The following is a 22,606-nucleotide window of genomic DNA, read 5'->3' as shown; positions in this document are numbered from 1 at the left end:
GCCAGTGAAAATGCGAAGGCGACGAAGGAGCAGCGAGAAGAGATCGAACGACTGCTGGACAAGCTCGATCCCACATCAAAGGCGTTTGATGAACTTGACAAAGCAATGGACCGGCTGTCAAAAGCTAATATATCTGGTGTGCTGGGAATTGAGGAATTCAGCCATTACAGCACCATCATTGACCAAACGCGTAACCGTCTTCAGTCTGCGCAGGATGAGTTAACAGGATATACGCAGGCTCAGAGGGAGGCGGCTAAAGCCGCCCAAGAGTCTGCGGCACAACAGGCGCAGCAGGAAAAAACTCTTTCTCAGTTGCAGGCAAGGCTTGACCCTGTAACCCATGCATTACAGGCTCTGGACGAGCAGCAGCGGCAGATCTTCGAATATACCTATAGTGGTGCGCTCAGTATCCAACAGTATGACGCCTATAGCGCTAAAATTGCCGAAGCTTGCTGTGGTCGAATAATCAGGACACTAAACTTACATCCAAAATGGAGGTGTTTAGTGAATCAGAAGCGAAAGTTTACGCCAGAATTTAAGAAGGAAACGGTGGCCCTGGTGCTGACGCAAAATTACTCCATTGCGCGTGCCGCAACTTCTTTGGGGATCAGCGCCAAAACATTGCGCAGTTGGGTCGCCGCCGCGCGCCAGCGCCATGAAAGTCCGCTTAGTGAAGATGAACAAGCTGAACTCCGAAGGCTACGTCTAGAAAACAAAGAGTTACGCATTGAGAAGGAAATATTAAAAAAGGCGAGCGCCTTCTTTGCGAAGCACATGTCGTGAGATACCAGTTTATCCTCGATAACGCAGGTAATTACAGGCTACGGACGCTTTGTCGCGTGATGCGCATTAGCCCGTCCGCATGGTATGCCTGGCGAAAAAAGCCGATAGCCTGCCCGCCGAAAGATACCGCAGTCAGGGTGATGCTCAAGGCGTTATTCTCTGCCAGTCGGGAAAGTGCCGGGAGCCGAACGCTGGTTAAAAAGCTCCGTGAAGAAGGCGTCACCATAAGTCGTTGGCGCGTTAGAAAAATCATGAGCGAAGAGGGACTTCTCTGCCGGCAACGTCGTGCCTGGAAGGTCACAACGAAACCGAAGAAAGGGGCTGATTTTGCACCAAATCTGTTGAATCAGAACTTCAATCCTCCCGGACCGGACCAGATATGGGTGAGTGATATTACGTATCTGAAAACGGGTGAAGGCTGGTTGTACCTGGCTGCGATCATGGATTTATATTCCCGCCGGATCGTCGGTTGGCACATTGACAAGAGAATGACATCGTCGCTGGTTTGCCGGGCTCTCATGCAGGCTTACAACCTGCGCAATCCACCGACAGGGCTGGTCGTCCATACCGATCGTGGAGCGCAGTATACCAGCAAGCGCTTCCAAACGCAGTTAACCAGTTACGGACTCAGAAGCAGCATGGGAGATGTTGGCGCCTGCTGGGATAACGCGGTAATGGAGCGTTTTTGGGGCAGTTTGAAACATGAATGGGTGCTGTTGATCCCGCAGCAGACGCGGGCAGGTATGAAACGTGATGTTGCAGACTATATGCGTTATTACAATCTTGACAGAAACCATGCTTCGAATGGGTATTTATCGCCAGTGCGATATGAACAGATGGCTGAGAAAAAAGTGTCCTGTTTAACTTGACCAGATCAGCTCGTCGCGAGTTGAACGGTGAAGCACAGGCAGAGCGCGATGCAGTAAAGGCACAGGAGGAGCAGAGGGCTTCTTTACAGCGATTAGTTGGTCAGCTTGACCCCTTTTCGGCGGCCCTTGATAAAATCAAGAAGCAGCGCGCAGAACTGTCGGCAGCCAAAGATGCGGGGCTGCTTACCCCTGAGTATCACGCAGAGCTTTCAAATAAGCTGGATTTGACGGAGAAGGGACTTAATCAGGTCAGTAATGAAATGCGCTACGGGGCCATTTCTGCTGGTCAATATAAAAACGCGATGCGTCTTCTGCCGATGCAATTTAATGACATTTCCACGTCGATTGCTGGTGGCATGCCGCTGTTTACCATTTTCATGCAGCAGGGTTCGCAAATAGCCGACTCGTTTGGTGGTTGGGGTAATCTGTTCGAAATCATAAAAGAGCAGCTACTGGGTGCTGGTGATGCCGCCGACGACTCCAGTGATTCTCTTTCAGATAACGCTAATTCGTTGTCAGAAAATGCAGAGAACGCCAAGAAACTCACTGGTTTTCTGAATCCAATGACTATCGGGATCGGTGCTCTCGTTGCTGTTGTTGGTACGCTTGCATATGCATGGTACAGGGGCAGTCAGGAGCAGCAGGAGTTCAATAAGTCCCTTGTTCTGACCGGGAATGTTGTGGGGAAAACAACAGGACAGCTTTCCGATATGGCTAAAGCTGTTGCTGACAGTACCGGTAATCCCACAGCTGTTGCAGCTCAGGCTCTGAATCGCGTGGTTTCCGGCGGCAAGATCGCGGCGGATTCAATGCAGTCGGTGACTGAGGCTGTTGTAGCTATGAACGATGCGACCGATGAATCTGTAGATAGTATGGTGGCTGAGTTCGAAAAAATAGCCCAAAACCCGGTGGCGGCGATCGGTGAACTGAATGACAAGTATCACTTCCTGACACTGGCGACCTATAACCAAATTAAAGCTTTACAGGATGAGGGTAACCAGCAGGAAGCTGCCCGACTGGCGACTGAAACATATGCTGCGACTGTGAAGCAGCGTGCAGATGAAATTGCTGGAAGCTTAGGTTCATTGCGAGAGGCATGGAAATGGCTCGGGGATGAGGCTAAGGGAGCATGGGATGCGATGCTGGATATTGGCCGAGAAAAAACTCTAAAAGAGAGGTTGGATACCCTAAATGAAACCATTGCCGACACGCAACGTGCGCAATCAGAGGGTGGAATTTTCAACAGGTTGAATAACCGATTTACCAACCTGCCTGAAATGCTGAAACAGCGGGATGCATTGTTGTCGCAGATTGCAGCTCAAGATGTGCTAAATGATTCGATCAGCAATTATAACAACAGACAACAAGAAGGCATCAAAGCCCAAACTTATATCAATACGCTAACGGAGCAAACATTAACAAATTCTCAAAAGCGCACCAAAGAGCAGGATAAGTTAACCAAGGCACTAGAAAAGACCAGAGCGGCAGGAATTGCTATAAGTGCTGAAGAAGAAGCCAAGCTCCGTGCAAATATCAACGATAAGTACAAAGACCCTAAAACCCCGAAGACACCAAAAGGCAAAGCCTACACCGAGGACGCAGCCACGCGGCTGCTCGACCAGATAAACCAGCAGACTGCCGCGATGCAGTCTCAGCTTGATGCCAGCGACAAGCTAAACAGCGCAACCCAGGCACGGGTTAAGTTCGAACAGCAGATTGCTGACCTCAAGTCTAAAACGCAACTCACTGCTGACCAGAAGTCGATTCTTTCTCGTTCTGATGAAATATTGCAGGCCTACAAACAGCAGGAGGCGCGGCAAAACTCCGTCAAGACCTTGGACGACTACCGGAAGATGCAGGAGCAAATTGCGCCAAAAGAAGTTAAGCAGAACGATATCCTGCAAAAACGTCTGCAGATACTGCAGGAAATGGTGAGGCTGGGTAAGTTAAAAAAACCAGAAGCTAATAAGCAAGCATCTGACCTTATTGCCAGCATGCCACTGCCAAATTCTGTAATTTCAGCGGTAAACAAAACAGGAGGGACGCTTACATCTGGGGCTACGAGCCACGACATGGCAGGTCAGGGGCAAAATATGATTGGCCTGCAAGTTGATCCTCAGCTGGATGTAATTGAAAAGCTCAAAAGGGCACAGATTGACTATGCCGAGTGGATGAAGGTGCAAAATCGGTTGATAGCACAAGACTCTATTCTGACCGAGCAGCAGAAGGCTGATAGATTGATGGAAATTCGTAACAATCAGCAAACTTTGGAAGCTGCCATGTATGTGGCGCAGGCCCAATCTGCACAGAACTCCTTTACCAGTATCACCGACTCAATGGGCACAATGTTTGGCGAGCAGTCAGCAATGTATAAAGCTGCCTTTATGACGCAGAAAGCATTCGCGATAGCCCAAGCAGCCTTGCAGCTCCCGATGGCAATGGGGCAAGCCCTGGCTGGGTTACCGTTCCCGGCTAACATTGCGGCCATGGCCTCGGTTGTAGGATTGATGGCAACGATTACCTCCAGCATAACGAGCGCGGCAGCTGTTGGTTTTTCCTCTGGCGGCTATACCGGTCCCGGCGGGAAGTATCAGCCTGCTGGTGTCGTCCACAAAGGGGAGTATGTCTTCGACCAGGCATCTACTAACCGGATCGGCGTGTCTCAGCTTGAGGCGCTTCGAAATGGCAAGCCGCTTGATGCAACGCTGGGTCGCACCGGGTACGGTACGGGCGTGCAGAACGTCAGCAATAATCAGCAAACGACTGTAATCCAGCCTACCGTTATGGTGCCGCCAATAACCATTAACGGGAACCCGTCTGATGCGACTGTGATGCTTGTGAAACAAGCCGCTCGCGATGGTGCCAAGCAAGGTTACCAGCAGGTAGCTAGCGATCTCGCTAAGGGGGTTGGGCAGGTGCATAAGGCGCTAACTGGCGGTTATAACACTGGCAGGAGGCAAGGATAATGCCTGACATTTTTTACCCGCATGACTATCTCCCCATGCCTCTACAGGATGGCTATGGGTTTCAGCCCGTAAGTCCCCTGAAACGTACCGATATGGCCACCGGCCGATCGCGGCAGCGTAGGGCGTATACATCAACGCCAACCCAGGCGACCGTTGCCTGGTTCATGGAGACTGACGCTCAGGGCCTGGCGTTTGAATCATGGTTCCGGGATGCCCTTTCCGACGGTGCCGCCTGGTTCATGATGAAGTTGCAGACCCCCGCAGGCGTAAAGTTCTACAAATGCCGCTTTACGGATATCTATCAGGGACCGGTGCTGGTGGCACCGATCTACTGGCGTTATTCCGCCACTCTGGAACTGTGGGAACGTCCTCTTATTCCTGCGCCTTGGGGGAATTATCCGGAGTGGGTTGTCGGGAGCTCGTTACTTGATATAGCTCTGAACAAGGAGTGGCCTAAACATGACGATTCTTGATCGGCTTTATGCCAGCAGCGGTTCGGAGGTCATCATTGAGACGCTGCAAATTAATATTGGTTCTACAGTCCATTTTTTCTGTAAAGGTTATGAGGACATAACAGCAACGGTTGAAAATGGTGATGTGCTTAACTTTTCCGCCGTGGGCATTGATATCGCCCTACCAGCCAGAAATAGTGACGGCACCCAGGATTTGCAGTTTGCTATCAGCAATATTGATGGCGAGGTGAGTACGGCTATTCGTAAAGCCCTCTCAAATCTTGAAATCGGCTCGCTGACATATCGCCAGTTCGTTTCAACTGACCTGAGCGCGCCGGCGACAGTGCCATACACCCTGGCGATAAAATCGGGCTCCTGGACGGCATTACAGGCGCAAATCACCGCTGGCTACATGAATGTGCTCGATACCGCCTGGCCCCGTTTTCGCTACACGCTGAATGAATTCCCCGGTTTACGCTACATGAGTTGAGGTTCCTCAATGTTCAACCCTGACAAATACCGTTCAGTCACCTGGCTGAAGGGCGGCAGAGTGTACCCGCAGCTCGACTGCTTTGGCATCGTGAATGATATCCGGCAGGATCTCGGATTACCTGAATGGCCAGATTTTGCCGGTGTGACGAAAGATGGCGGTGGCCTCGACCGCGAGGCGAGAAAACTGATGCTGCGCCTTGAGCGTTGCGAACCTTGTGAGGGCGCAGGAGTGGCTTGTTATTCCGGCTCCATCGTGACCCACGTAGGAGTTGTGGTGATGCTGGACAATCAGCTGCAGGTCGCCGAATGCAATCCCGGTTCAAACGTAACGTTTATGCCCGTATGGCGTTTTAAGCGCCGGTTTATCAAGGTGGAGTTCTGGCGATGACGATCCGTATATATCCCTCCCGGCTGCCGGGCGAGCCGCTGGAACGGCACGAACACGGCACCCTGACTTTTCACGACTGGATGTTAAAAAACGTCAAAGACTACTCGACGGCAACCAAACATCCGATTGCCGTTGAATTAAATGGTAAGCCCCTCCCTCCAAATGAGTGGCCCTTGTGCCTGTTAAAGCCAGAAAACGACATTAAAATGTTTCCCGTTCCCTACGGTACTGGCCTTGAAATTGCTGCCTGGGCAGCGATAGCCGTCGCGGTTGCTTCTGCTGCCTATTCCATTTACATGATGTCCACGATGGATAAGGGGGGAGGTTATTCATCTACAAATGGCCTGGGGCTTGATTTAAACCCTGCAAAGGCAAACACAGCCAAACTCGGCGATCCCATTCGCGAGCTGTTTGGCCGCTATCGCATTTACCCTGATTATGTGGTGCAGCCTGTAACGAGGTTTGACCCGGATGACCCGACCCGCATGATCGTCGAAATGCTGATTTGTGTGGGTGTTGGGGATATCGCGTTTACAAACGGCGATATTCGCGTTGGCTCAAGCCCTGCAACCTCCCTTGGGACTAAATTCTCCTATAACGTTTTCTCGCCTGGCGCGGATGTGTCGGGAGATCATCGAAGTGAAAACTGGTTTAACTCCACTGAAGTCGGCGGCACGTCCAGCGGTAGCGGGCTTGATATGGCCCAGACTTCACCAGATTCGACGGACATCAACGCCGATAGCATGACAGTTTCTGGCGCGTCGGTGACGTTTAACGGGCTGGATGACGGCAACGATGATGACGACGCTGGCAATGCGCTTCCTGAGTCGTGGGTTGAGGGTGCCATTGTCACGATCGTCGCCCCGATGAATTTTCTCGTTTCAACCTCGTCGGGTTATAGCGTTCTGTCCAGTAATTCGCTGGGTGAAATTATCCCACAGTAAGCGTAAACCCAGTGCCGTATGTAGCCATTAAACCAGTACTGGTAACTTAGACGCCCACTTGTTACAGACGGACATCTAAGTATGGAATCCCAATACTGGCGAAAAGAACCCCGCAAGAATTATTCGAATGACTTCAAGCTCCGTATGGTTGAACTGGCTTCCCGTCCCGGCGCCTGCGTTGCTCAGATTGCCCGTGAAAACGGCGTTAATGATAACGTCATCTTCAAATGGCTGCGGCTCTGGCAGAATGAAGGCCGCATATCGCGCCGCCTTCCGGCTACCGTAGTGACTTCATCACTACCAACGATACTACCTGTTGAGGTTGTACCTGATCCGACTCCATCTGGCAGGATGAACACTGAGCCAGCTCAGTTCTCAGCGCTGAACGCCTCCTCCTGTTGCGTCGAGTTCCGCCACGGCAAAATGACGCTTGAGAACCCGTCACCGGAGTTGCTGGCCGTGCTGCTCCGCGAGCTGACCGGGAGAAGCCAATGATATCCCTCCCGTCAGGCACCCGTATCTGGCTGGTTGCTGGCGTCACGGATATGCGTAAATCGTTCAATGGACTGGGCGAGCTGGTACAGCATGCACTTGATGAAAATCCGTTCTCCGGGCACCTGTTTATCTTCCGTGGCCGCAAAGGTGACACCGTGAAGATCCTCTGGGCTGATGCTGACGGTCTGTGCCTGTTTACCAAACGGCTGGAGGAAGGCCAGTTCATCTGGCCTGCTGTACGCGAGGGTAAAATCGCCATCACCCGCTCACAACTCGCCATGCTCCTCGATAAGCTGGACTGGCGTCAGCCAAAAACAGCCCGACTTAACTCACTGACAATGTTGTAAAAAGAGCATGACCGCATTATAAATGAGGTCATGAGTCAGGACTATATCGCCCGTATCGCCGCGCTGGAAGACGCGCTTCGCCAGAAAGACAGTCGGCTCAGCCTCGTTGCAGAGACTGAGTCGTTCCTGCGTTCTGCGCTGGCCCGCGCAGAAGAGAAAATAGAGAACGAAGAGCGCGAAATAGAGCATCTGCGGGCACAGATAGAAAAACTACGGCGGATGCTGTTCGGTACCCGCTCCGAAAAACTTCGCCGACAGGTTGAAGACGCCGAAGCCCTGCTGAAACAGCAGGAGCAGCAAAGCGATCGTTACAACGGCCGGGATAACGATCAGCAGGTTCCGCGTCAGCTTCGACAGTCGCGCCATCGCCGTCCTCTGCCTGACCATCTTCCACGCGAAATAAACAGGCTGGAGCCCGCCGAAACCTGCTGTCCGGACTGCGGCAGCGATATGGCATACCTCAGAGAAGTCAGCGCAGAGCAACTGGAGCTGGTCTCCAGCGCTCTGAAAGTGATCCGCACGGTCAGGGTGAAAAAGGCCTGCACCCGATGCGACTGCATCGTTGAAGCGCCTGCGCCATCACGCCCTATCGATCGGGGTATCGCCGGTCCGGGTCTGCTGGCCCGGGTGTTAACGGCCAAATACTGTGAACACCTGCCGCTATATCGCCAGTGCGAAATCTTTGCCCGTCAGGGCGTGGATCTGAGCCGGGCTCTGCTCTCCAACTGGGTGGATGCCTGTTGCCGGTTGATGGTCCCGCTGGATGAGGCTCTTTACCGCTACGTGATGGACTGCCGCAAACTGCATACGGATGACACTCCGGTGCCGGTACTGGCACCGGGCAGAAAGAAGACGAAAACCGGGCGCATCTGGACGTACGTTCGCAATGACCGGAACGCGGGGTCGTCAGACCCGCCCGCAGCGTGGTTCGCCTTCTCGCCGGATCGGCAGGGGAAACATCCTCAACAACATCTTCGCCATTACCATGGCGTTCTGCAGGCCGATGCCTTCGCTGGTTACGACAGGTTGTTCAGTGCAGAGCGTGACGGCGGCCCGCTAACAGAAGCAGCCTGCTGGGCTCACGCGCGCCGAAAAATCCACGACGTCTATATAAGTACTCAGACGGTCACAGCAGAGGAAGCCCTGAAACGTATCGGTGAACTGTACGCGGTAGAAGAGGAAATACGCGGCCTCCCGGCAACTGAGCGGCTGGCAGCCAGGCAGTCCCGGAGTAAGCCGCTGCTGGCATCCCTGCATGTGTGGTTGGAGGAGAAAAGCGCAACGCTGTCGAAAAAATCCCGGCTGGGGGAGGCGTTCGCATATGCCCTGAACCAGTGGGATGCGCTGTGCTACTACTGCGATGATGGCCTGGCAGAGCCTGATAACAACGTGGCAGAACGCGCGCTGCGAGCTGTCTGCCTTGGCAAGAAAAATTATATCTTCTTCGGGAGCGATCACGGTGGTGAGCGTGGAGCCCTGCTGTACGGTCTGATCGGTACGTGCAGGCTGAATGGCATCGACCCGGAGGCTTACCTACGCCATATCCTGAGCGTTCTGCCGGAGTGGCCCAGCAACAAAGTGGCTGAACTTCTGCCCTGGAACGTGGATCTCACCAATAAATAGCCGTCAATACGGCACTCGCTGAACGCTTACATCCCACATGCCGGTTACCCTGGAAATTAACGGCACTGAATATGAGCTGGTCATTGCCACGTATACGGCAAAACAGGACGCGATACCGGGGACGGGTGGAAATGCTGCCAGTCTGAAAGCAAACGCCTCCCCATCAACATATGATTACTCCGGTACCGGGCAGACGTTCACGATCACCTGGCAGGGACACGTATACACCATTTCCCTCGTTGCAGACTATATGAATATGTCCGGTCTGCTGGCGGTGATAAATGAGGGCCTGACGGGGTCAGGATTACTGGCTCAGGATGGCGGCGGTGTTGTGCTGATTGCTGAGACATCGAGCCCCTGGCTCGGCGGAAACATTACCTCATCATCGTTGCCGGTAACCGTTTTTGGCGATGGTCCTGTATTCACGTCCGGTACCGCGTCCAGCGGCGGGAGCCCGGCACTTACTGCTAACGTCACGCTGGCTTACGGCAGTGCAGCCGGAGCGGCATTTTCCGGGATACCGGAGGGAACACAACGGTTGTCGTTGTCTCACCGCGGTAACGAGTACCGTATTGCGGATGCTGGCGGCACGACCGCAACTGTTCAGCGGCTGATTGACGGCGTTATCGATCCCTCATGGCTGGGATTTTCTCCGCGCACGATGATCGACTACCAGGCCACCGGTATAAACGACAATGATACGTGGATGGGTCCATTCCTGGCCTGCCCTGAAAATGAGGTCGTTGACGCATTCGAATTGAACGTTTCGTTCCCGAGCGGGCTTTGCGGGTTTGACAGTAAAGGCAAGAAGCGAATTAGGCACACCGGTATCGATGTTCAATATCGGGCATACGGAACCGGCGGCGGGTGGCAAACACTATCATTCCCGTACGCTGAGAAAAACGTTAATGCGCTGGGATACACGCATCGCATAACGCTGTCTGCACCCGCGCTGGTTGAGGTGCGCATGCGGCGCCAGAATGAGCAGGGGAGTAACAACGCCCGAGATTCTATGTACTGGCAGGCGCTACGGGGCCGATTGTTGGCGCGTCCATCGTCTTATGCTGGCGTGACCCTCATGGGGGCAACGGTCGAGACAGGCGGAAAACTGGCGGCACAGTCAGATCGCCGGGTGAACGTTGTTGGTACGCGCATTTATGAAACTGGTGCAGCACGCAGTATTTCAGGCGCGCTGTATCACGTCGGTAATTCGCTGGGGCTGACAATGGATACCGAGGCTATCAATGTTCTGGAATCCACGTACTGGACGCCAGGCAGCGAGTATTTTGATTACGCCACCGGCGACAGCATTTCGGCGCTTGAAATGTTGCAGAAAATCACCAATGCGGGGAAATCGTATTTCCTGCTCAGCGACGGGCTGGCATCGGTTGGTCGGGAGGGGGTTAAAAACTGGTCCGGCATTATCAGCCCTCATGAAATGACGGAGGAGTTACAAACGTCATTCTCCGCGCCTTCGGCTGATGATTACGATGGCGTCGATGTGACATACATCAACGGGACGACCTGGGCGGAGGAAACGGTGCAATGCCGGACACCGGACAACCCAACGCCACTGAAAGTGGAGAAATATACGCTTGATGGTGTCCTGGACCCGGATCGTGCTTATCGTATCGGTATGCGTCGCCTGATGAAATATCTGCATCAGCGACTTGGCCACACAACGAGCACGGAGCTTGATGCGTTGGTATACCAGTTTGGCGACCGCATACTGCTGACCGATGATATCCCTGGCAATAAAACAGTGAGCTCCCTTGTCGTAGATATGACAACCGAGGGCGGGCAGACCACGTTTTTGGTGACGGAGCCGCTCGACTGGTCATTTGAAAATCCGCGGGCGATTTTGCGTTACCAGGATGGTTCTGCCTCTGCTTTGCTGGTGGCCACGCGGGTAGGGGATTACGAGCTTACGGTACCGTGGCAGCCGGCCTTTGACGATATCTTCCTTGACGATCAGTGCATCGAACCACCGCGGCTTATTTTCTGTAGCTCCACGCGCAGTTATTACGACGCAATTTTTGACGAAATAGGTTCACCGGCAGACGGCACCTGCGCGATAACTGCCAGGCAGTATTCCGAGATTTTCTATCAATATGACAACGCCATCTACCTCGGCGACGTCGCGTAACACCCACTAAAACCCCTTTCAACATTTCTTTCGCACAAACCCTCGTTTGCGCGAACGCTATTTTTTGGAGCAAAAAACATGGCTTTTACTCCCCCGCTCGGGAGCACTTCCCCGGAGGTGCTGCTCGGTAATGCCGCGCGCCTGGATGAACTGGCGAACGGGCCTGCGGCTACTGTTCCCGATCGTGCAGGTGAACCACTGGACTCCTGGCGGAAAATGCAAGAAGACAACGCTGCACTGGTGGATGAAACCCGCCAGAACCTGGTCCCCTTGAGCAAGCAGTACATGACGCTGGCAGAGGCGCAGGCTGATATTGCGAATATCCCGGAGGGCTCTACCACGTATGTGCGCAGCGCAGACGGGAGTTCGCTGGCTGACGAGTACATCAACAACGCTGGTACGCTGGAAGCTACCGGGCGCCAGATGCCATCGGATTTAACAGTAGATAATAAAATAGATGCCAGACTCACTCCCGGAGACTACCTTCCAGAAATGATCCCATTATTTCACGACAAAGATGGCTACGTTCCTTTGTGGTTGGTTAACAGTCTGTTGGACGCCGCAGGGTTCGGGCCTCAACTCAAAGAAGCCGTAGCATCAATACCTAACCTACTGGTTAGTAAAATGATCAACAAACTCGATTACAACACATCATATTTCCCCTTGATTTATGACGAAGATGGCAATGTTCCCTTCTGGTTGGATAATGGAAGAATAGACGCCGCAGGGTTCGGGCCAACTCTTCAGGCAATCATTAGTGCAGCCGGCGGAGCGGACTCAAAATATATTGAAGGGGATATTTTTAAATTCCTTTTCAAGAAAGGCCAGGTCTTTAATTCCGAAGCACCGAGCGTTAACGTGGCTTTCACTGGTGACTCCTGGACAGAAAAAAACACCATTCCTAAATCACTAATCAGTATGTTGGGTGGGGCGTATAAAGACCCTGGCTGGATTAGCGTATCTACGCGTCCCGATGCCGTGATGGCCGGGATTACGCTCTCCTCTACCGGCTTCACAATTTATGATGGTGACAACGAGCACAATAACGCTCCGCCGGCATATGGTTGTGGTCCGGACGGAAACGCGATGTATAACACCGGTTCTGTGGCCACAATGACCTGGTCAGGCGTGAAGGCTACCGAACTTTCACTTTTTTATTACGATGGCACCGGCAGCTTTAACCTGATTGTTGACGGCACTACAGTGGCAACGATTGCCGGTACCAATACCGGGCAGGGTAAAAAATATGATTTATCAGGCCTGACCTCAGCAGCCCACACAGTCATGATCACCACCGTAGGTAACGGGTTAGTTTCAATCTTTGGTATGTATGGTAAGGATTCCGGAGTGGCTTCCGGGGTGACAATTTCTCGCATGGGGAACGGCGCTTCAACAGCAGGCGATTACCTTAACTGGTCAAACTGGATAAAGCCTACCGCTCAGTATCTGGATATCGATCTGTTATTCATTATCCTCGGGACAAATGACTTCAGGAAGAGCAAGGGACTGGACCAGTATCGCGAAGGTATCACGGAGATCATTACGCAGTATCAGCAAGCAATCCCAGGCGTATGTATCTGCCTGATATCTCCAGCGCAATCAAATGCGACAGGGGTTCCTGCTCTGTCTGACTATGATAATGAAATGCGCGATATCGCCATTGAAACGAACTGCAGCTATATCAGTGGCTATAAAATTTTCCCCAAAACCTACAGCAATTCTAATGGGGCGTGGGAAGACACTTTGCACCTGAGCAATCTTGGCGCTTTCGTTTTGACCAAAAGCATAAAAAAAAACTTTTTTGAGGAATAACTGATGTCAATCACTTCTATCTATATCGACGGGAAATTGCCGGTTATTTCTGGTATGAAAACGCTGGCTGATTTTACAGTGAAAAACTGGTTTAAGGATTTTCCTGGTTTAAGTACTGCAACGCCCTATGCTGGGTACTACTTTGGTCAGGATGTAACAGATGTCGCGAACAATAGCTTTAATCCCGAAAATCCAGCAAAGATAACTGGTTCACTGGCCAGCAGCAAAGGCTATGTTTCCGTGAGTGCTGATAATTATCTTGATACGAATGAAAAAGCCGCATTGCAGCTCACCGTTGGCGGGTGTTTTAAACGTCCAGCGGTACCATCCGGTAGTCTGTATTTTATCAGCGATTTCACCGGTTCCGGTTCAGACGGAATCGGTTTTGCTGTTGGGGTTAGCGCCGCCGGACAACTACGAGCTGCTGCACAAAATTCCGGGGTTGCTCAGACGACTATTGCTGATGTTGATTTCCCGTCATCAATCGCGGTTGGCGATTACTGTGCTTTTACAGCCTTCATCCGCAATGGTACGGTGACTGTTGTCGTCTATAACCCGGATACTCAGCAATATGATTCTACTGCTGTAGGTCTGGGCGGAGAGCGTGCAGCTGGAACTAAAAATGTACTCATTGGAAGAAAACAAGACAACAACGCAACATCATTAAGCAGTGATGTCCGCTCAGTCATCCTGATTAATGGAGCTTTATCTACAGCTGAGCATATCGCCGTTCAGCAATATCTCCTTGCTAAATAATCAGCAGCATCATAGCGCCTGTCACAAAAATTGACAGGCGCAACCGAGCTTGATCTGCCTCTTTGATGAAACCACTGTATTCACAACCAGTATTAATAAGGAGGCTAGCATGCTCTGTCAATCATTTCACGAGAAAAAATACCATCCAGAACCACTCCATCGTGCTCGTGCGAGGGAGTAATTTTTAGCCGGAGTGAGTGAATATGAAGTTTCATCATTTACATTCACAGATAAATTGTTAGATTTCACCGTGATGGTTTTCATTCCGAATATTTCGAAATCGATCTCCTGTCCTGCAGTAAGGTTTGTAGTTGGTAGAATAATGATAAATTCTGATGTGTTATTGTTAATGAAATAAGATGCATAATCTAAAGTTAAAGTAGCTCCTGAGACGGCTTGACTGATAACTGAACCCCCTTTAATCTTGAATCCATTAGGGTTTAATGCTGCGGGATATATATCGGTGCCGGGATATCTCCATAGTATTGAGTATCTGGAGTTTTGTCCCTGAAACCGTATGCCGGTAACATTTGATGAGGCGTCAACAAATGAGCCAAGGGATGCGTTAACACCCGCAGAACCATTCGCAATGTATATTCCGGCATAAGTGATATCCTCTAGGCGCATACCTGATGACCAGCCTAAACCATCTGCCGCGCTTCTCACCCGAAGAGCAGTATCCATTCCGTAAGTGCTGGATGAGTGCAGCACTTGATCCAGACCGTTCTTTTCGGTGATTGCTGAGCTGGCAATCATATAGTCCCATTCCGCACCGACCACTTTGGTTCCTGTATACGTTGATGGGATCCACATCACCAAGTTAGAAAAGTATGTTTTATCAATTCTATTCAGCTCAGCAGTGGTCCCGGCAGGGACCCCAGCAACTTTTGATTTATACCAAAAATCTACACTGAGTGTTTTATTCGAGATACTGGTGACCTTTCCCCAGTATCCATCAGATGTTTTTATAACACTATCAACTTTAATCTTAGAAATATCTGCATCATCATTGATGGTTATTGTTTTTTCAGTGTATGACGGAGATGATGTAGTTACAGATGACTTACCAATGATACCGCCATAAACAAGCAGGTCCTCTACCATTGCATAGCCAGACATTACAGAGGTGTTGCCACTGACAATCTGGGACCTGAATGAATTATTATTATTGCCAAGCAAATTTAGTAAGGCTGCATTATTTGAAGTGCCATATAAATCGGAGGAAATATTCAGTTTTGCGGGAAGATAAAGGTCATTATCAGCAGGCTTATCTGTAAATACTTTTGTGTAGAAATCCATGTCGTAGCCATCAATCGGCAACTCTTTTCCGTAATCTGAATAGGTTTTTGTTCGCTTAATACTGTCGCGAACAGTGTGGTGTACATTAGCAGAAACTAAATCTGCACCAAGACCATCTTCGCTAGATGCAAGGTCTGCCCGTAAATCGTCGTCCGAAGAAATATCACTCATTTCACATCTCTCTCATGTCTCTGGTTTAGATTGAATTTAGTTATAGCGTAGAAACAGAGATTACGGGCGGATTGGGGCATTAATAGTTAGTGCCAGCATTGACTGTTCCGAAATACAGCCATGCAATCTAAGTGTAGTAAAACCCCGCCCGACAGCCGTATGCAAGAGCTGACGGGCGGGGACTAGGCTGAAGATTTTTCGATAGTGCGAATATTGATAAATAACCAGCCGACACGGAGTCTACATAAGGATCAGCGTACAAACCAGTCGTCAGCCGTCTCCCTGGCATCTTTCAGAGTAGTCTCGACAATCAAATATGCTACACACAGTACCTGGAGCCTAACCTGTGGTTAGATTTACCGGTCTTCATCCAGTTTGTAGTTTTTCATACACGAAAGCATTACACCGTCAAACCACATACATTTTTTTCTGACGACCTCTACTGAAGGTGTTTTGATGAAGGCGTTAAAAATTAATATCAAGAAAATCAGCAACAAGGGAAGAACCAGAAAACCTTTCACTGTCAGTTAATCCATGTAAACAGTAATAATATCCACTAATTTACACCTGAAGTGTGATTAATGACTCATTAATTATTCTAATGTTCCCAGACAGACAACGAAAGCAGAGCTCAAGGGCGGGCAAGTTGAGACGATAAGGCGATCGAGGGTGATGGAGTAGAGGTGTTCGGTGTCGTCACGTTCACCGTCAACAATCTGCGTCGGGACGACTGCACGATTTGATGATGGGGCATGGATGGGGCATAAAATGAGTGTGAACATGGGCGAACTTAGTAACCATGTATCCATCAAGGCCATAACCTGTTGTTTGTGAATGCGCTCTTGGGCGACCTTGGATGTTAATAGAAACTACGCTCTTATATTATCAAAATGTAGCGATTTTCGTGTTTGACGTTGAAAAGATGAAGATTCTGCATAGCGAGAACATCACAACAGGAATAGACTGGGTTTGACACTTTATGGAACATGCTAAAGGTGTTTTATGACACAACAGCCCCAAGCCAAATACCGCCACGACTATCGTGCGCCGGACTATCTGATTAGCGATATCGATTTGACCTTTGACCTGGATGCCGCGAAAACCGTTGTTACGGCCGAGAGTAAAGTCTCCCGTCACGCGGCTGCGTCTGATGTGCCATTGCGTCTGGATGGCGAAGACCTGACGTTGGTCTCTCTGCAGGTTAACGGTCAGCCGTGGAGCGACTATAGAGAAGAAAATAACCAGCTGGTTATTGGCGGATTACCGGAACATTTCACCCTGACTATCGTCAATGAAATCAGCCCGGCGGCCAATACCGCGCTCGAAGGGCTGTATCAGTCAGGCGAAGCCCTGTGCACGCAGTGTGAAGCGGAAGGTTTCCGTCATATCACCTGGTATCTCGACCGCCCGGACGTTCTGGCGCGCTTCACCACCAAAGTTATCGCCGATAAGGCGAAATACCCGTATCTGCTCTCTAACGGCAACCGCGTGGCGCAGGGCGATCTGGAAAACGGCCGTCACTGGACGCAGTGGCAGGACCCGTTCCCGAAACCGTGCTACTTATTCGCGCTGGTGGCCGGTGATTTCGACGTCCTGCGCGATACCTTCACCACCCGTTCCGGACGCGAAGTGGCGCTGGAGCTGTTCGTCGATCGCGGCAACCTTGACCGCGCGCCCTGGGCGATGACGTCGCTGAAAAACTCGATGAAATGGGACGAAACCCGTTTCGGCCTCGAGTACGATCTTGACATCTATATGATTGTCGCCGTCGACTTCTTTAATATGGGCGCGATGGAGAACAAGGGGCTGAACGTCTTTAACTCCAAATACGTGCTGGCGCGCACCGATACCGCCACCGATAAAGATTACCTCGATATCGAACGCGTGATTGGCCACGAATATTTCCACAACTGGACCGGCAACCGCGTGACCTGCCGCGACTGGTTCCAGCTGAGCCTGAAAGAAGGCCTGACCGTGTTCCGCGATCAGGAGTTCAGCTCCGACCTGGGCTCGCGCGCGGTGAACCGCATCAACAACGTCCGCACCATGCGCGGGCTGCAGTTTGCCGAAGACGCCAGCCCGATGGCCCATCCGATTCGTCCGGATAAGGTTATCGAGATGAACAACTTCTACACCCTGACGGTATATGAAAAGGGTGCGGAAGTGATCCGCATGCTGCATACCCTGCTGGGTGAGGAAAACTTCCAGAAAGGCATGCAGCTGTACTTCGAGCGTCACGACGGCAGCGCCGCCACCTGCGACGATTTCGTTCAGGCGATGGAAGACGCGTCCAACGTTGACCTGTCGCACTTCCGCCGCTGGTACAGCCAGTCCGGTACGCCGGTAGTGAGCGTGCATGATGACTATAATCCGGAAACCGAGCAGTATCGTCTGACCATCAGCCAGCGCACGCCGCCGACTTCCGAGCAGGCGGAAAAACAGCCGCTGCATATTCCGTTCGATATCGAGCTATATGATAATGAAGGCAAGGCGATCCCGCTGCAGAAGGGCGGTCACCCGGTACACCACGTCCTGAACGTCACCCAGGCCGAGCAGACCTTTGTCTTCGATAACGTCTACTTCCAGCCGGTTCCGGCGCTGCTGTGCGAATTTTCCGCGCCGGTGAAGCTGGAATATAAGTGGAGCGATCAGCAGCTGACGTTCCTGATGCGCCACGCGCGCAACGACTTCTCCCGCTGGGATGCGGCGCAGAGCCTGCTGGCGACCTACATCAAGCTTAACGTCAACCGCCATCAGCAGGGTCAGCCCCTGTCGCTGCCGGTTCACGTCGCCGATGCGTTCCGCGCGATCCTGCTGGATGAGAAGATCGATCCGGCGCTGGCGGCAGAGATCCTGACGCTGCCGTCCGCCAGTGAAATCGCCGAGCTGTTTGCGATTATCGATCCGCTTGCCATTGCGGCGGTGCGCGAAGCGCACACCCGCACGCTGGCGAAAGAGCTGGCGGACGAATTCCTCGCTATTTACAACGCCAATAAGCTCGACGGCTATCGCGTAGAGCATGCCGATATTGGCAAGCGTTCGCTGCGCAATACCTGCCTGCGCTATCTGGCGTTTGGCGACGTTGATCTGGCGGATAAGCTGGTGGTTGCCCAGTATCGTCAGGCCGACAACATGACCGACGCGCTGGCGGCCCTGTCGGCGGCGGTGGCGGCGCAGCTGCCGTGCCGCGATGCGCTGATGCAGGAGTATGACGATAAGTGGCATCAGGACGGCCTGGTGATGGACAAATGGCTGATTCTGCAGGCTACCAGCCCGGCGGATAACGCGCTGGAGACGGTACGCGCGCTGCTGAACCACCGTTCGTTTAGTATGAGCAACCCGAACCGCGTCCGCTCGCTGATTGGCGCCTTTGCCGGCAGCAACCCGGCGGACTTCCACGCCGAAGACGGCAGCGGCTACCGGTTCCTGGTGGAGATGCTGACCGAACTCAACAGCCGCAACCCGCAGGTGGCGTCGCGTCTGATTGAGCCGTTGATTCGTCTGAAGCGTTATGATGCCAAACGCCAGGCGCTGATGCGCGCGGCGCTGGAGCAGCTGAAAGGTCTGGAGAATCTCTCCGGCGATCTGTTCGAGAAAATCAGTAAAGCGCTGGCGTAAAGGGCATTGCGCTCCCGGATTGCGGCGGCAGCGTCGCGCTCCGGGAGCCGTTTAGCCGTGACTAAACAGGCGCGGTGAGGCTTCGTGCCTGCCGCGCTTCATTACCCTGTTGAGCACTTCCGCCTCCAGCTCCGCCATGCGCGCCGATCCGGTGTGCCGCGGGCGCGTAATATCCACCGCGACGTCCAGCCCAATCTTGCCCTCTTCAATCAGCAGCACCCGATCTGCCATCGCCACCGCTTCGCTCACGTCGTGAGTCACCAGCAGTACGGTGAAACCATGTTCCTGCCAGAGCGAGACGATTAAATCCTGCATTTCGAGGCGGGTGAGGGCGTCCAGCGCGCCCAGCGGCTCGTCAAGCAGCAGCAGGCCGGGGCGATGGATCAGCGCCCGGGCCAGCGCCACGCGCTGCTTTTGTCCGCCGGAAAGCGCCGCCGGCCACTCGTTGGCGCGATTTTCGAGGCCGACGCTGGCCAACGCCTGCAGGGCCGCCTCCCGCCACGAGCCCTTCAGCCCGAGGCCGACGTTATCGATCACCGTTTTCCACGGCAGCAGGCGCGAATCCTGAAACATCATGCGGGTGTCGTCCTGGACCTGCGCCAGCGGCGTCGAGCCCGCCAGCAGCTCGCCGGCGTTGGGCTTCTCCAGCCCGGCGAGCAGACGCAGGAGGGTACTTTTACCGCCGCCGCTGCGCCCGACCACCGCGACGAACTGCCCGCTGGGAATGTGTAAATCAAGCGCGTTAAGAATCGTATTCTCGCCGTAGCGTTTGGTCACGCCGTTGAGCAACAGCGGGATCCCAGGGTTCAGACGGGCGGTGGTCATGCGTTAGCCTCCTGAAGATGATAGGCCGGATTCCAGCGCAGCCAGACGCGCTCCAGCAGCTGCGCGCTGAAGTCGGCCAGTTTGCCCAGAATGGCGTAGAGAATGATGGCCACGACCACCACGTCGGTCTGCAAAAATTCGCGGGCGTTCATCGCCAGGTAGCCGATGCCGGCGTTAGCCGAAATGGTCTCGGCGACGATCAGCGTTAGCCACATCAGGCCAAGCGCAAAGCGGATACCCACCATGATTGACGGCAGGGCGCCGGGCAGTATGACGTGGCGGAACAAGGCAAAGCCCGACAGGCCATAGCTGCGCGCCATCTCGACCAGCCCGCGGTCAATATTACGAATTCCGTGCCAGGTGTTGATGTACATCGGGAACATGGTGCCCAGCGCAACGAGAAATATCTTGGCGCTCTCGTCGATGCCGAACCATAAAATCACCAGCGGAATCAGGGCCAGGTGCGGAACGTTGCGCAGCATCTGAATCGAGGTATCCAGCAGGCGCTCGCCCCAGCGCGAGAGGCCGCTAATCATGCCTAACGTCAGGCCGATGGAACCGCCGATCGCGAAACCCAGCAGCGCGCGCCACGAGCTGATGGCCAGATGCTGCCAAAGCTCGCCGCTGGCAGAGAGGGTCCAGAAGGCCTTCAGCACGCCTTCCGGCGAAGGCAGGATCCGGGTGGAGAGCCAGCCCACCGACGAGGCGAGCTGCCAGACGATGACGGTGCCTACCGGTAAAAACCAGGGGGCGAGGCGAATCAGCAGTTTTTGCCCGGGGGTTGCCATATGTCGCCCCTTAGCTCTGCGCCGCTTTACGCGGGATAAATTCATTCGCCACCGCTTCACCCTGTGGAAGCAGGCGCTGCGGCTGCGGGATTGACGGAATATTGACGTCCAGCAGCGGGAACAACAGCTCGCCGACGCGCAGGGCTTCTTCGAGATGCGGATAGCCGGAAAGCACGAAGCTATCGATGCCGAGCGCGGCATATTCGTTGATGCGTTCGGCAACCGTGGCGGCGTCGCCGACCAGCGCGGTTCCGGCGCCACCGCGCGCCAGCCCGACGCCGGCCCACAGGTTAGGGCTGATTTCGAGCCTGTCGCGCTGGCCGTTGTGCAGCGCGGCCATGCGGTGCTGGCCGACGGAATCGGTTTGCGCAAAGGCGGCCTGCGCCCGGGCGATAGTGTCATCGTCCAGATGGGAAATCAGGCTCTCCGCCGCCTGCCAGGCCTCTGCGTTGGTTTCACGCACAATCACATGCAGACGGATGCCGAAGCGAACCTTACGCCCGTGAAGCGCGGCCTTTTCGCGCACCTGGGCGATTTTTTCCGCCACCTGCGCCGGCGGCTCTCCCCAGGTCAGATAGAGATCGACCTGCTCGGCGGCAAGATCCTGCGCCACCTCAGAGGATCCGCCGAAGTAGAGCGGGGGACGCGGCTGCTGCAGCGGCGGGAACATCAGCTTCGCGCCGCGCACGCGCTGGTGCTTGCCGTTGAAGGTCACGGTTTCGCCCTCCATCAGCCGCCGCCAGATATGGGTAAATTCCGCCGAGGCTTCGTAGCGCTCGGCGTGATCGAGGAACACGCCGTCGCCGGCAAGCTCCTGCGGATCGCTGCCGGTCACCAGGTTAAACAGCGCCCGGCCGTTGGAGAGCCGATCCAGGGTTGCCGACTGGCGCGCCGCGACCGTTGGCGAAACCACGCTCGGGCGCAGGGCGACGAGAAACTTCAGCCGCTGGGTCACCGGGATCATCGAGGCGGCCACCAGCCAGGCGTCCTCGCACGATCGTCCGGTGGGGATCAGGACGCCGGTAAACCCCAGCCGATCGGCGGTCTGCGCAATCTGCTGCAGATAGCCGTAATCAACCGGACGCGCGCCTTGTTCGGTGCCAAGATAGCGGCCGTCACCGTGGGTGGGTAAAAACCAGAACATATTCAGACTCATGATTTCGCTCCTTGCAGGGCTGCGGGCTGCGCCGCGTGTCCCGGGGCGGAGAGCATCAGCATCCCGCTGAGTGCCAGGAGTTTACGCATGTTCGACTCCGCGGGTGGTTTTCAGGGCCGGCGCGCGGCTGGTTGGCCGATGCAGCGCCTGCCAGAAGGTCTCCAGCGCAAGGTCGAGGCGACTCTGCAGGTTGGGCGTAAACTGCGGCTTGTGCTGATAGTCGGTCACCTGGCTATCGTCGGCAAACACGCCGTGGAGGATCTCCTGGGCCTTCAGCGCGTTGAGAACCGGCTTCAGGGCATAATCTACCGCCAGCATATGGGCGATAGTGCCGCCGGTCGCCAGGGGCAGAACGATTTTGCCCTCCAGCGCGCGTTCCGGCAGCAGGTCGAGCAGCGTCTTCAGCGCGCCGGAAAAAGAGGCCTTATAGATCGGCGTGGCGATAATCAGCCCGTCCGCGCCGGCCAGCTGTTCGTTGAGGGTATGCAGCGCCGGGTTATCGAAACGGGCATAAAGCAGATCTTCCGGGGCAAAATTCTGCAGATGCCAGTGGCAAACTTCAACATCAGCGGCGGAGAGCGTCTCCCTCGCGTATTCCAGAAGGGCGCTGGAACGGGAAGGGTAGCGCGGGCTGCCCGCAAGTGTGATAACGCGCATGTTCTCTCTCTCCTTATAA

The 22,606-nt window shown here is 53.7% G+C and carries 16 protein-coding genes and 2 pseudogenes; 13 read left to right on the top strand and 5 right to left on the bottom strand.

What is annotated here, in order from left to right; translation table 11 throughout:
- Positions 1–465 precede the first annotated feature (465 nt).
- From AC1M2H_RS18150 to AC1M2H_RS18095, 12 genes and pseudogenes are all read left to right on the top strand, one after another.
- Positions 466–1,652, top strand: a protein-coding gene (locus tag AC1M2H_RS18150) for an IS3 family transposase (RefSeq protein ID WP_480151836.1) whose coding sequence is annotated in 2 segments (ribosomal slippage) — positions 466–742 and positions 742–1,652 — 1,188 coding nt in all. Because the reading frame shifts where the segments join, the coding sequence is not laid out codon by codon here.
- Complete coding sequence (locus AC1M2H_RS18145) at positions 1,649–4,618, top strand: phage tail length tape measure family protein (protein ID WP_480148458.1); 2,970 nt, start codon at positions 1,649–1,651, stop codon at positions 4,616–4,618. The genes AC1M2H_RS18150 and AC1M2H_RS18145 overlap by 4 nt, the downstream gene beginning before the upstream one ends.
- Positions 4,618–5,091 carry a hypothetical protein gene (locus AC1M2H_RS18140; RefSeq protein WP_480148457.1) on the top strand — a complete coding sequence of 158 codons (474 nt, stop codon included), beginning with the start codon at positions 4,618–4,620 and terminating at the stop codon, positions 5,089–5,091. The genes AC1M2H_RS18145 and AC1M2H_RS18140 overlap by 1 nt, the downstream gene beginning before the upstream one ends.
- The gene (locus AC1M2H_RS18135) at positions 5,078–5,560 is read left to right on the top strand and encodes a DUF1833 family protein (protein ID WP_480148456.1); all 483 of its coding nucleotides are present in this window, start codon (positions 5,078–5,080) and stop codon (positions 5,558–5,560) included. Before AC1M2H_RS18140 ends, AC1M2H_RS18135 begins: the two co-directional genes overlap by 14 nt.
- A gap of 9 nt (positions 5,561–5,569) precedes the next feature.
- Positions 5,570–5,950: a nitrite transporter gene (locus tag AC1M2H_RS18130; RefSeq protein WP_480148455.1), complete on the top strand. Its 381-nt coding sequence runs from the start codon at positions 5,570–5,572 to the stop codon at positions 5,948–5,950.
- Positions 5,947–6,888: pseudogene (locus tag AC1M2H_RS18125) on the top strand (host specificity factor TipJ family phage tail protein); the annotation flags it as partial. The gene AC1M2H_RS18130 and the pseudogene AC1M2H_RS18125, both read left to right, overlap by 4 nt.
- An 87-nt stretch (positions 6,889–6,975) precedes the next feature.
- On the top strand, positions 6,976–7,389 hold the full coding sequence (gene tnpA / locus AC1M2H_RS18120) for an IS66-like element accessory protein TnpA (protein ID WP_480148419.1): 414 nt from the start codon (positions 6,976–6,978) through the stop codon (positions 7,387–7,389).
- The gene (gene tnpB, locus AC1M2H_RS18115; RefSeq protein WP_191939720.1) at positions 7,386–7,736 is read left to right on the top strand and encodes an IS66 family insertion sequence element accessory protein TnpB; all 351 of its coding nucleotides are present in this window, start codon (positions 7,386–7,388) and stop codon (positions 7,734–7,736) included. The genes tnpA and tnpB overlap by 4 nt, the downstream gene beginning before the upstream one ends.
- A gap of 30 nt (positions 7,737–7,766) precedes the next feature.
- The gene (gene tnpC, locus AC1M2H_RS18110) at positions 7,767–9,359 is read left to right on the top strand and encodes an IS66 family transposase (RefSeq protein ID WP_480148418.1); all 1,593 of its coding nucleotides are present in this window, start codon (positions 7,767–7,769) and stop codon (positions 9,357–9,359) included.
- A 37-nt stretch (positions 9,360–9,396) separates the two neighbouring features.
- Positions 9,397–11,505: pseudogene (locus AC1M2H_RS18105) on the top strand (host specificity factor TipJ family phage tail protein); the annotation flags it as partial.
- Between the two features lie 78 nt (positions 11,506–11,583).
- Positions 11,584–13,317 (top strand): SGNH/GDSL hydrolase family protein, encoded by a 1,734-nt coding sequence (locus AC1M2H_RS18100; RefSeq protein WP_480148454.1) that lies wholly within the window; start codon positions 11,584–11,586, stop codon positions 13,315–13,317.
- A 3-nt stretch (positions 13,318–13,320) separates the two neighbouring features.
- Positions 13,321–14,073 carry a hypothetical protein gene (locus AC1M2H_RS18095; RefSeq protein WP_480148453.1) on the top strand — a complete coding sequence of 251 codons (753 nt, stop codon included), beginning with the start codon at positions 13,321–13,323 and terminating at the stop codon, positions 14,071–14,073.
- Positions 14,074–14,199: 126 nt separating this feature from the next.
- On the opposite strand, the gene AC1M2H_RS18090 is transcribed toward AC1M2H_RS18095, so the two are convergent.
- Positions 14,200–15,543: a hypothetical protein gene (locus tag AC1M2H_RS18090; protein ID WP_480148452.1), complete on the bottom strand. Its 1,344-nt coding sequence runs from the start codon at positions 15,541–15,543 to the stop codon at positions 14,200–14,202.
- Positions 15,544–16,545: 1,002 nt separating this feature from the next.
- Between AC1M2H_RS18090 and pepN the strand changes: the two genes are divergently transcribed.
- Positions 16,546–19,161, top strand: coding sequence for an aminopeptidase N (gene pepN, locus AC1M2H_RS18085; protein WP_480148451.1), 2,616 nt, complete (start codon positions 16,546–16,548; stop codon positions 19,159–19,161).
- 51 nt (positions 19,162–19,212) lie between these two features.
- On the opposite strand, the gene ssuB is transcribed toward pepN, so the two are convergent.
- The 4 genes from ssuB to ssuE all read right to left on the bottom strand — a co-directional run bounded on the left by ssuB (position 19,213) and on the right by ssuE (position 22,587).
- The gene (gene ssuB / locus AC1M2H_RS18080; RefSeq protein WP_480148450.1) at positions 19,213–19,986 is read right to left on the bottom strand and encodes an aliphatic sulfonates ABC transporter ATP-binding protein; all 774 of its coding nucleotides are present in this window, start codon (positions 19,984–19,986) and stop codon (positions 19,213–19,215) included.
- The gene (gene ssuC / locus AC1M2H_RS18075; protein ID WP_480148449.1) at positions 19,983–20,774 is read right to left on the bottom strand and encodes an aliphatic sulfonate ABC transporter permease SsuC; all 792 of its coding nucleotides are present in this window, start codon (positions 20,772–20,774) and stop codon (positions 19,983–19,985) included. The genes ssuB and ssuC overlap by 4 nt, the downstream gene beginning before the upstream one ends.
- Before the next feature lie 10 nt (positions 20,775–20,784).
- A complete protein-coding gene (ssuD, locus tag AC1M2H_RS18070; RefSeq protein ID WP_480148448.1) occupies positions 20,785–21,930 on the bottom strand; it encodes an FMNH2-dependent alkanesulfonate monooxygenase in 1,146 nt (381 codons plus the stop codon).
- A gap of 81 nt (positions 21,931–22,011) precedes the next feature.
- A complete protein-coding gene (gene ssuE, locus AC1M2H_RS18065) occupies positions 22,012–22,587 on the bottom strand; it encodes an NADPH-dependent FMN reductase (RefSeq protein WP_480148447.1) in 576 nt (191 codons plus the stop codon).
- Between the last annotated feature and the right edge of the window lie 19 nt (positions 22,588–22,606).

The sequence above is a fragment of the Klebsiella sp. F11 genome (assembly GCF_056712265.1).
The sequence above is the reverse complement of the archived record's forward strand: the minus strand, read 5'-3'. Positions and strand labels throughout refer to the sequence as shown.

Bases quoted from the DNA above. Each gene is read 5' to 3' on its own strand.
- pepN (WP_480148451.1), top strand. From the start codon at position 16,546: ATGACACAACAGCCCCAAGCCAAATACCGCCACGACTATCGTGCGCCG.
- AC1M2H_RS18100 (WP_480148454.1), top strand. From the start codon at position 11,584: ATGGCTTTTACTCCCCCGCTCGGGAGCACTTCCCCGGAGGTGCTGCTC.
- AC1M2H_RS18130 (WP_480148455.1), top strand. From the start codon at position 5,570: ATGTTCAACCCTGACAAATACCGTTCAGTCACCTGGCTGAAGGGCGGC.
- ssuD (WP_480148448.1), bottom strand. From the start codon at position 21,930: ATGAGTCTGAATATGTTCTGGTTTTTACCCACCCACGGTGACGGCCGC.
- ssuE (WP_480148447.1), bottom strand. From the start codon at position 22,587: ATGCGCGTTATCACACTTGCGGGCAGCCCGCGCTACCCTTCCCGTTCC.
- AC1M2H_RS18090 (WP_480148452.1), bottom strand. From the start codon at position 15,543: ATGAGTGATATTTCTTCGGACGACGATTTACGGGCAGACCTTGCATCT.
- ssuB (WP_480148450.1), bottom strand. From the start codon at position 19,986: ATGACCACCGCCCGTCTGAACCCTGGGATCCCGCTGTTGCTCAACGGC.
- AC1M2H_RS18095 (WP_480148453.1), top strand. From the start codon at position 13,321: ATGTCAATCACTTCTATCTATATCGACGGGAAATTGCCGGTTATTTCT.
- AC1M2H_RS18140 (WP_480148457.1), top strand. From the start codon at position 4,618: ATGCCTGACATTTTTTACCCGCATGACTATCTCCCCATGCCTCTACAG.
- tnpB (WP_191939720.1), top strand. From the start codon at position 7,386: ATGATATCCCTCCCGTCAGGCACCCGTATCTGGCTGGTTGCTGGCGTC.
- ssuC (WP_480148449.1), bottom strand. From the start codon at position 20,774: ATGGCAACCCCCGGGCAAAAACTGCTGATTCGCCTCGCCCCCTGGTTT.
- tnpC (WP_480148418.1), top strand. From the start codon at position 7,767: ATGAGTCAGGACTATATCGCCCGTATCGCCGCGCTGGAAGACGCGCTT.
- AC1M2H_RS18135 (WP_480148456.1), top strand. From the start codon at position 5,078: ATGACGATTCTTGATCGGCTTTATGCCAGCAGCGGTTCGGAGGTCATC.
- tnpA (WP_480148419.1), top strand. From the start codon at position 6,976: ATGGAATCCCAATACTGGCGAAAAGAACCCCGCAAGAATTATTCGAAT.